The sequence below is a fragment of the Segatella copri genome (genome assembly GCF_009495355.1).
In the GTDB taxonomy this organism is placed as follows: domain Bacteria; phylum Bacteroidota; class Bacteroidia; order Bacteroidales; family Bacteroidaceae; genus Prevotella.
The window spans coordinates 1-8,339 of record NZ_VZAD01000095.1 but is presented as its reverse complement, the minus strand read 5'-3'; the positions used below and the strand labels follow the sequence as shown (position 1 = coordinate 8,339).

General features: G+C 47.3%; 8 protein-coding genes. 7 read left to right on the top strand and 1 reads right to left on the bottom strand.

Annotation, left to right across the window (positions count from 1 at the left end):
* Positions 1-95 precede the first annotated feature (95 nt).
* The 5 genes from F7D20_RS12365 (at position 96) to F7D20_RS12345 (ending at position 4,306) form a co-directional block, all read left to right on the top strand.
* Positions 96-632 carry a hypothetical protein gene (locus F7D20_RS12365; protein ID WP_022252901.1) on the top strand — a complete coding sequence of 179 codons (537 nt, stop codon included), beginning with the start codon at positions 96-98 and terminating at the stop codon, positions 630-632.
* Positions 633-645: 13 nt separating this feature from the next.
* Positions 646-1,065 (top strand): single-stranded DNA-binding protein, encoded by a 420-nt coding sequence (locus F7D20_RS12360; RefSeq protein WP_158464310.1) that lies wholly within the window; start codon positions 646-648, stop codon positions 1,063-1,065.
* Between the two features lie 88 nt (positions 1,066-1,153).
* The gene (gldE, locus tag F7D20_RS12355; RefSeq protein WP_437182676.1) at positions 1,154-2,431 is read left to right on the top strand and encodes a gliding motility-associated protein GldE; all 1,278 of its coding nucleotides are present in this window, start codon (positions 1,154-1,156) and stop codon (positions 2,429-2,431) included.
* A 37-nt stretch (positions 2,432-2,468) separates the two neighbouring features.
* The gene (locus F7D20_RS12350) at positions 2,469-3,110 is read left to right on the top strand and encodes a 4'-phosphopantetheinyl transferase family protein (protein WP_022252904.1); all 642 of its coding nucleotides are present in this window, start codon (positions 2,469-2,471) and stop codon (positions 3,108-3,110) included.
* Positions 3,111-3,139: 29 nt separating this feature from the next.
* A complete protein-coding gene (locus F7D20_RS12345) occupies positions 3,140-4,306 on the top strand; it encodes an esterase-like activity of phytase family protein (RefSeq protein WP_158464308.1) in 1,167 nt (388 codons plus the stop codon).
* 179 nt (positions 4,307-4,485) lie between these two features.
* On the opposite strand, the gene F7D20_RS12340 is transcribed toward F7D20_RS12345, so the two are convergent.
* Positions 4,486-5,427, bottom strand: a complete 942-nt coding sequence (locus F7D20_RS12340) for a hypothetical protein (protein WP_158464307.1) — start codon at positions 5,425-5,427, stop codon at positions 4,486-4,488.
* 249 nt (positions 5,428-5,676) lie between these two features.
* On the opposite strand from F7D20_RS12340, the gene F7D20_RS12335 reads away from it, so the two are divergent.
* Positions 5,677-7,269 (top strand): capsule assembly Wzi family protein, encoded by a 1,593-nt coding sequence (locus F7D20_RS12335; RefSeq protein WP_158464306.1) that lies wholly within the window; start codon positions 5,677-5,679, stop codon positions 7,267-7,269.
* A gap of 3 nt (positions 7,270-7,272) precedes the next feature.
* Positions 7,273-7,815 carry a lipocalin-like domain-containing protein gene (locus F7D20_RS12330; protein ID WP_228114189.1) on the top strand — a complete coding sequence of 181 codons (543 nt, stop codon included), beginning with the start codon at positions 7,273-7,275 and terminating at the stop codon, positions 7,813-7,815.
* Positions 7,816-8,339: the final 524 nt, after the last annotated feature.

Sequence of the window (8,339 nt, the reverse complement as noted above, 5' to 3'; positions counted from 1 at the left end):
TAGAGCACGACCTTGCCAAGGTCGGGGTCGCGGGTTCGAGTCCCGTTTTCCGCTCTTTTTTTTATTTTCTATTTTCAGAAAAATACACTTAACTTATGAATTTATATTTACGATATTTTGATCGAGAGGTATTCGTATCAAATGCAGACCAAGCAATAGATTTTTTAAAAAGTATTCCTGAGATTAGTGTTGATGCCGATTTGGAAGCCGATATTCGGGAATATGCAGCAAGTGATGTTTGTTATCCTAAGCGTTATAAGGTGCGTCCCCGCGTTTATTTTATTGTTATCAAGACTGCTGCTGCCAATATGCAGGATTTTAAGGATAAGAAAGCTGTTCGTCCTGCTTCCGTAGCGCGAGAGATGAATGACAATGTTTTCAACCGTCTTGTGGAGGAGCGTCCGGGATGGTATGAGGGTAGCTTGGACTTTAAGCGTGTGGTATTGATTCCTGCTACAGGCAAGTTTGAATATCGTGACACTCATTTCGTAGCCAATGTCAAGGCAATGTCGGGACAGGATTGCTACGACAGAATTATAGAGCATCTGCGTGAGCGTGTGGATTCTCGCAGTCAATTTCCATCTGTAAAGGGAAAGAACTATCATTTCCGTTATTTGGGAATGTGGAAATAAAACACTTTAGCTTATGAATAAGGTGATGTTGATAGGCTATGTAGGCAAGGAGCCTGACGTGCGTTATTATGATGCCGACCAGGCTGTGGCTCAGGTTACTTTGGCTACTACCGAGAAGGGTTATACGTTGGCCAATGGCACGCAGGTTCCCGATCGTACCGAGTGGCATAACCTTGTGTTCTATCGCACTCTTGCCAAGATAGTAGAGAAGTATGTCCACAAGGGCGACAAACTCTATGTAGAGGGCAAGATACGCTATCGCTTCTTTGCTGACAATCTGGGCAAACGTCGCTTTGTGACAGAAATTTATGTCGACAACATGGAGATGCTTACCCTCAAATCAGCTTCTGCTCATACGGATGCACCGGCCCCTAATGTCGAGACCAAGACAGAGGAGACACCCGCTTCGGATTCAGACAGTTTACCTTTTTAATTTTTAAAGATACTATACAACATTGGATATATCGACCATAACCGAGGCTTTTAGCGATGTCACAATCCAGTCGCCTACTGTAGGCGTTATGTTGGCTGGATTGTTGGCGGTAGCTTTGGTCTTTCTTTCTGCTTTTGCCAGTGGTTCTGAGATAGCTTTTTTCAGTTTGTCGCCTTCAGATGTGGCAGAACTGGAAGATGGCAAGAATCCGAGTGACAGAAAGATTCAGATGTTGCGAGAGGACTCTGAGCGTACTTTAGCAACGATTTTGATTACCAACAACTTTGTCAATGTCATGATTGTCATGTTGCTGAGTAATATTTTTGTCAGCATTGTCAAGTTCGGCCCCAAGGCTTATTGGCTTGAGTTCTTGATCATGACGGTGTTTCTCACTTTTCTTCTGTTGCTCTTTGGTGAAATCATGCCAAAGGTTTACTGCCGTCAGAATCCTCTTCGTTTCTGTCGCCGCTGTGTGGATGCCATTCTCTTTGCCCGTAAAATTTTCTGGCCTATAGAAACCATTCTTTTGAAGAGTGGAATGCTTGCCGAGAAGGTGATGAAGAAAGAGAATCATGTACTGAGTGTGGATGAGCTTGAACAGGCTCTGGAACTCACCGACAAGGACGATATCAAGAACGAGCAGAGCATGCTTCAGGGTATTATCCGTTTTGGCGACGAGACTGCCAAGGAGGTGATGACAAGTCGTCAGAACATTGTCGATCTGGATATTCAGAGCACCTATGCTGAGGTGCTGAAGTGTATCGTAGAGAACAATTACAGTCGTATACCTGTTTATCAGGACAATACGGACAATATCCGCGGCATTCTGTATATCAAGGACTTGCTGCCCCATTTGGATAAGCCTGCCAGTTTCCGTTGGCAGAGTTTGATACGTCCTCCTTATTTTGTTCCTGAGACCAAGAAAATCGACGATTTGCTTCGCGAGTTCCAGGAGAACAAGGTTCATATAGCCATTGTGGTCGACGAGTTTGGAGGCACCAGCGGTATTGTGACTCTTGAGGATATTATGGAAGAGATCGTAGGCGAAATCAATGACGAGTATGATGAGGAAGAGAAGTTCTACTCCAAGTTGAACTACAATACTTTTGTGTTCGAGGGAAAGACTCTGCTTGCCGATTTCTGTCGTATACTGAATATCGATGACGACGAGTTTGCCGAGGTGGAGGGTGATGCCGATACGCTTGCGGGACTATTGTTGGAGATAAAGGGCGACTTTCCCAGTATGCACGAGAAACTGGACTATAAGAACTATTCCTTTGAAGTGATGGGTATAGAGGAGCGCCGTATCAGTAAGATCAAGGTGACTGTGCATCCTGTCAGTTCTGGGCATGGTGATGACAAATAAAAATGGTGATGACAAATAAAGAGGAGTGTGAACAAAGATGGCAGTAGTAAACATACGTGAAGTATATCCTGGTGTGAGTTTAGGGTTATGGCAGATGGATGAGTCGCCCGAACAGTTGTTCGACCTTTATCCTCATCTCTTGCCTTATCGTTCCTCTTTGGATGATAAATACAAGAATGATGGCAGGAAACTTGAGTTTCTTGCCATTCGTGCATTAATGTATGAGATGCTACGGGTCAATGGAGCTTCCAAGGGGTTGCTGTCTCATGCTGGCGACTTTACCCACAACGGGCAGGGCAAGCCTTTGTTCAGGGGCTATCATGTCAGCATCTCTCACACAAAAGGCTATGCTGCCCTTATTTTGTCGAAAAAATCAGAGGTGGCCGTGGACATTGAGTATATGAGTGATAGGGTAGAGCGCATCGCTTCCAAGTTTCTCAGAAAAGACGAACGGGCTGACTCCTTGGATGCCAAGTTGGTGCATTGGTGTGCCAAGGAAACGGTGTTCAAGTTGTTCTCGGAAGAGAATCTTCTCTTCGAGGATATGCGCGTGAAGCCTTTTGACACGATGGCCGACTGGGCTTGCGATGTTGAGAACCTGAAGAGCGGTAAGACAGCACGGGTTGATTTTGAACTCGCTATGGATTTTGTGTTGACTTATTCGATGTGGACGAAATGACAGGAACTGGCAGTAAAAACATATAAGTAATGGTAAAACATCATATATATAAGAGAGGTGTGCTGATGTGCGCTTCTCTTTTTTTCGGCTTGGTGGCTACAGCCCAAGTCTTTCAGGCAGAGTCTGTGTCTTCAGCCTGGCATGTCGTGAGGGAGAATGCTCAGAAAACATTTCCCAAGATGGTGGCTGCTGGCAACTATAGTGGTATCACGCATCTGCATGACGACATCTATGCTGTGGTGAGCGATAAATCCGACAGCTCCTTGTTCTTCAAATTTCGCATACAGTTGAATCCTGTGTCGGGAGAGTTGGAGCACGTCGAGAACCTGGGCTACAGTGAGACGGTTCGTGAGAAAGGGTTAGACCACGAGGCGATAGCCCGAGTGTCTGATTCTACTCTTGTTACAGTCAGCGAGGGCTTGTTCCGTTTTGCTGAATATCCTGTATACGGAATGAATAATGACCGTTGTGCTTTTCGTGTGGGCGAGTCGGTGGATGTCAGGAAGCAGAAGCCGGCAGACTTTGTTTGGTCATCGACTCATTCTCCTTCCGATTTTCATCCCAATTATGGCTATGAGTCACTTGCCTATGATTCTGTGCGTCATCTTCTGTGGAGCATTTCTGAAAGTACCTTGCGTAATGACGGCGAGCCTGCATCATGGCAGAATGGAGAAGCCAACAGGTTGCGCCTGTTTGCTTTCGACTGGAGCGAGCGTTCCGACACTTCTTCCATGTTTGGTTCCGTCAGGCATCCTATAGCAGTTTCATACGCTTACCGGATGGATGCGCCTGCGATTCGCAAGCGGCCTCAGACCTATGCCATGGGAGTGAGCGAGTTGTGTGTGCTTCCTGATGGACAGCTTCTCGTGTTGGAGCGTGAGGTGTATGTGCCCAAGTCCAAGATAGGTGCTTCCTGCCAATGCAAGCTTTATCTCGTCAATCCTGCCGAGGAACAGGTCTTCCCTTTGTCGGCTTCGTTTGCCAGTGATGATGTTCCTTATGTCAGGAAGACTTTGCTTACTCAGTGGTCAACCCGTCTTACCCTTCTCGGACGTTCCTTTGCCAATTATGAAGGGATGTGTCTTGGTCCGCAACTGGCTGATGGCTCTCAGGTGCTTATTCTTCTGTCCGATTCTCAAGACCAGTATGCTGGTGTCTTGAAAGACTGGTTTAAGACAATCGTATTGGCCAAATAGGACTTTTTGGCTCAAACCAAAGATGAATCCGTAAACAAACAAAAAAGAGAGGTGTGCCGATAACGGTTACACCTCTCTTCGCTTTAACTCTCTAATTTGTTTAAACGTTTCGCATATTTCTATTTTAGTTTTGATATATCTACTTATCTGCTTTTCCTGCTTGTTTATTTATATTTGTTTTATCTGCGTCCACCGAAAGAGCCGCCGCCATGATTGGATGAGCCTCCACGGTTACCGCCGAAAGATCCGCCTCTGCTTGAGTTGCCGAAAGAACGGTTAGAACTGCCGGAACTGTTGCCGAAAGAGCGGCTTGGACTGCTTGAACTACTTCCGAAAGAGCGGTTGAAATTTCTTGCACCGCTTCCGAAAGAACGGTTAGGAGTGCTCGAAGGTGTTCCGAAAGAACGGTTGTTGTCTCTTGAACTGTTGCCGAAAGAGCGGTTAGGTGTGCTCGATGGATTACCGAAAGTACGGTTGTTGTTTCTTGAAGCATTACCGAATGAGCGGTTGTTTCCCATCTGGCGATCGCGTGTCACGGTGGTGCGTGTGCTGCTTTGGCGTGTCATGTTGCCGAAACTCTGTCCTCGTCCGTAGTCTCCACGGTTGAATCCGTCTCTCATTCCCATTCTTGGTCCGCCATCAGGATGTGGTCTGCCATAAGTACGTCCGCTGTACCAGCTTCTTCCTCCGTTCCTGTGCCAGCTGTGTCCGCCTCTGTATACGGTGTAGAAATGAGGGCGTCCGAAGAAGAAGTAGTCTCGGCGAGGGTATCTTGCGTAGATGCCGAAATGCCAGTAGCCTCCGTTCCAGTAGAGTGGGCGATAGAAGTAAGTGGCATTCAGGAAGGCTCTGTATTGCCAGTCGAGGAGAATGTAGCTCAAGTCGGCGTTGCGCTGTCTCCAGTATGCTCCATACAGGTCGTCGTAAGTGTTTATCCCCATGAGGTAATCCAGGTTCACTTCGTATGCAGCCTCATATTGGTCGTCGGTAAGATTCAACTCGTATGCCATCTTATCGGTCAGAAAGAGAGCCTGCTGGCGAGCCTGCTCGTAACTCATGGCCGATGCGGTAGAAACTGTCATTGTGAACAGTGTCACCATAGCTAATATAAACTTCTTCATAATCGTATCGTTTTAAAGAGTTGTTGTTTCTTGTTCTTTTTGTTTTACGTTGCAAAGATAGGTCAAAATGCTGGTCGAAGAAAAGGTTTTTCCCTAAATGGGCAGGGGAAAATCCCTAAACCACCGTCTTATGGCATAAAAATGGGTCAGAAATCAATGAAAACTTGCCTTTTGCTTGGCTGAAAGTAAACTTTTTCCTAATTTTGCAAAACATATTAATCTTTACCCGATTTTAGATATCTCAAGAGGATGAATAAAATACACCTTATTATATTAGCGGCAGCTGCGATGCTGCCTCTTTCGGTTCGTGCACAGTATGCTTGGCAGGATGGTGCCGAGGCGGGAAAGCTCGACCTTGGCAAAGACGTTCGTTATCAAGTCGAGATGCAGGGGTCTTTCTCGCATGGCAAGACGCCGTTGTGGCTCAATGCCAACAAGTATGGCCTCTCTTCGCTTTCGTCGACCAATGGTTATCTGCGAGGCAGTCTTGTTCGCCCCTTGTCGCTCGACTCTGCACGCCGATGGGGAATAGGTTATGGTGCCGATGTGGCTGTTCCGCTTCATTACACCAGTCATGTTGTGGTGCAGCAAGCCTTTGTTGAGGCTCGCTGGCTGCATGGTGTACTGAGTGTGGGAGCCAAGGAATATCCTATGGAACTGAAGAACCAGACCTTGAGCAGCGGCAGTCAGACATTGGGTATCAATGCCCGTCCTGTGCCACAGGTCCGGTTGGCATTGCCCGAATATTGGACTATTCCTGCCTTCGGACGCTGGTTACAGCTGAAGGGACATGTGGCCTTTGGTATGATGACCGACGACAACTGGCAGAAAGACTTCACCCATTGTCGCACCAAGTATGCTGAGCATGTACTCTATCATAGTAAGGCTGGTTTCCTGCGTATCGGCAACGAGGATCGTTTCTGTCCCTGGAGCCTTGAACTGGGGTTAGAGATGGCTGCCGAGTTTGGTGGCAATGTCTATCGGCGTGGAGCCAATGGCGAGATGGTGCAGATACCTACGGGCAAGGGCTTTAAGGATTTCCTTCATGCCTTCATACCCAGTGGCGCTGATGCCACTGATGGAGCCTATGCCAATGTGGAGGGAAACCATTTGGGCAGCTGGCTGATGCGTTTCAACTACAAGGCCGATACCTGGCATATCGGTGTTTATGCCGATCATTTCTTCGAGGACCACAGTCAGATGTTTTTCCTCGACTACGACGGTTATGGCGAGGGTGAGGAATGGCAGGACCGCAAGAAGAACAGATACTACCGTTATAAGTTGAAGGACATCATGCTGGGTGCCGAACTGAATCTTCCTCACGGCACATGGCTTCGCAATGTGGTGTTCGAGTATCTCTATACCAAGTATCAGAGCGGACCTTTCAATCACGACCATACGATGAACATTCCCGACCACCTGGCAGGAATGGACGACTATTATAATCACGGCAACTATCCAGGCTGGCAGCATTGGGGACAGGTGATGGGCAATCCGCTCTACCGTTCGCCCATCTATAATGAGAATGGCGACCTCTATGTGCACGACAACCGCTTCGTAGCCTTCCATCTTGGTTTCGACGGACTGCCAACTTCCCGTCTGGGTTATCGCGTGCTGGCCACCTACCAGAAAGGCTGGGGAACCTATCAGGATCCCTTCACCAAGCCCCATCACAATGTGAGCTTCCTTGCCGAGGCCAACTATCGTTTTGCTCATGGCTGGCATGCCAAGGGCGGTTATGCCATGGACTTCGGCAGCGATCAGATGTTGGGTCATAATGCAGGTTTCCAGCTCACCGTGGGCAAGTCGGGCATACTGGATTTTGGTAAAAAGAAGAAGTAACGAATGGATAGAAATAACAGCATGACAAAGAACAATCAAAAACAAAATATGAAGTCGAATACGCAACGACAGCATTCTATTGCTGCTCTTGGACTGGCAGCAGTGGCAGGACTGCTGATGGCGTTGGGCTCACTTTCCTCATGTACTCTCGAGTCGAGTGGCAATGGCGATCTTGATGGCTATTGGCACCTTGAGAGCATTGATACCTTGGCAACTGGCAAGACGGGCGATTATTCCAACCGTCGTTTCTTCTGGGGCATAGAGCACCGGCTCATCAGTGTGTCTGATATCGACCGCGAAGGAAGACTGGGCTATTATTTCCGCTTCGAGCAGACTGGCGACAGCCTTTTCTTGGGCAAGGCCTATAAGAACAACTGGCACCAGGACAATGGCGAGGATGGTGGCGATATTCCCGTCGACGATGTAGAGCCTTTGCGCTATTATGGTGTCAACGAGTTGGAGGAGCATTTTGCCAAAGAGGCTCTTAGTGGAAGCAGAATGATACTTCGCTCCAAGACCCTCCGTCTGAAGTTCAAGAAGTTCTAATCATTGAATTTTTGCTGGTTTACAAAGTAAAAGTTCTTTTTAGCCTTTGAAAGTTCCGTTCATAGCCTTTGAAAGTTCTGTTCAGAGCCTTTGAATGTCCGTTCAGAGCCTTTGAATGTCCGTTCAAAGCCTTTGAATGTGCGTTCAAAGCCTTTGAACAGAGATTTAATGCCTTTTGAATAGAAATTTACAACAAGAGGAAAAACAATTTATAACTTACAGAAAACAATTCGACCTGTATGGTTGAAATTACCCAATACGCCCTGAAAGGGCAGAAGCTCATAGCCCAGGGCAGCGCCCTGGGTTGTTATGGACGCAAGGTTGTCGCCCTGTAAGGGCAAAAGCTTTAAAACTCCCAGGTAATACATAAAGCTTTTGCCCTTACAGGGCGCATTGCCGATTGCTATTATACCCAGGGCGTTGCCCTGGGCTAAGAGCTTCTGCCCTTTCAGGTAGGGTGTTCAAAATCCGTTTAAAATCCGACGCATTTTTTACCTATGGTATTGATGCGTTTCACTGCCAAA

Excerpts from the sequence above, each read along its gene's own strand:
- F7D20_RS12345 (WP_158464308.1), top strand. The coding sequence starts at position 3,140 with ATGGTAAAACATCATATATATAAGAGAGGTGTGCTGATGTGCGCTTCT.
- F7D20_RS12350 (WP_022252904.1), top strand. The coding sequence starts at position 2,469 with ATGGCAGTAGTAAACATACGTGAAGTATATCCTGGTGTGAGTTTAGGG.
- F7D20_RS12360 (WP_158464310.1), top strand. The coding sequence starts at position 646 with ATGAATAAGGTGATGTTGATAGGCTATGTAGGCAAGGAGCCTGACGTG.
- F7D20_RS12335 (WP_158464306.1), top strand. The coding sequence starts at position 5,677 with ATGAATAAAATACACCTTATTATATTAGCGGCAGCTGCGATGCTGCCT.
- F7D20_RS12330 (WP_228114189.1), top strand. The coding sequence starts at position 7,273 with ATGGATAGAAATAACAGCATGACAAAGAACAATCAAAAACAAAATATG.
- F7D20_RS12365 (WP_022252901.1), top strand. The coding sequence starts at position 96 with ATGAATTTATATTTACGATATTTTGATCGAGAGGTATTCGTATCAAAT.
- gldE (WP_437182676.1), top strand. The coding sequence starts at position 1,154 with ATGTTGGCTGGATTGTTGGCGGTAGCTTTGGTCTTTCTTTCTGCTTTT.
- F7D20_RS12340 (WP_158464307.1), bottom strand. The coding sequence starts at position 5,427 with ATGAAGAAGTTTATATTAGCTATGGTGACACTGTTCACAATGACAGTT.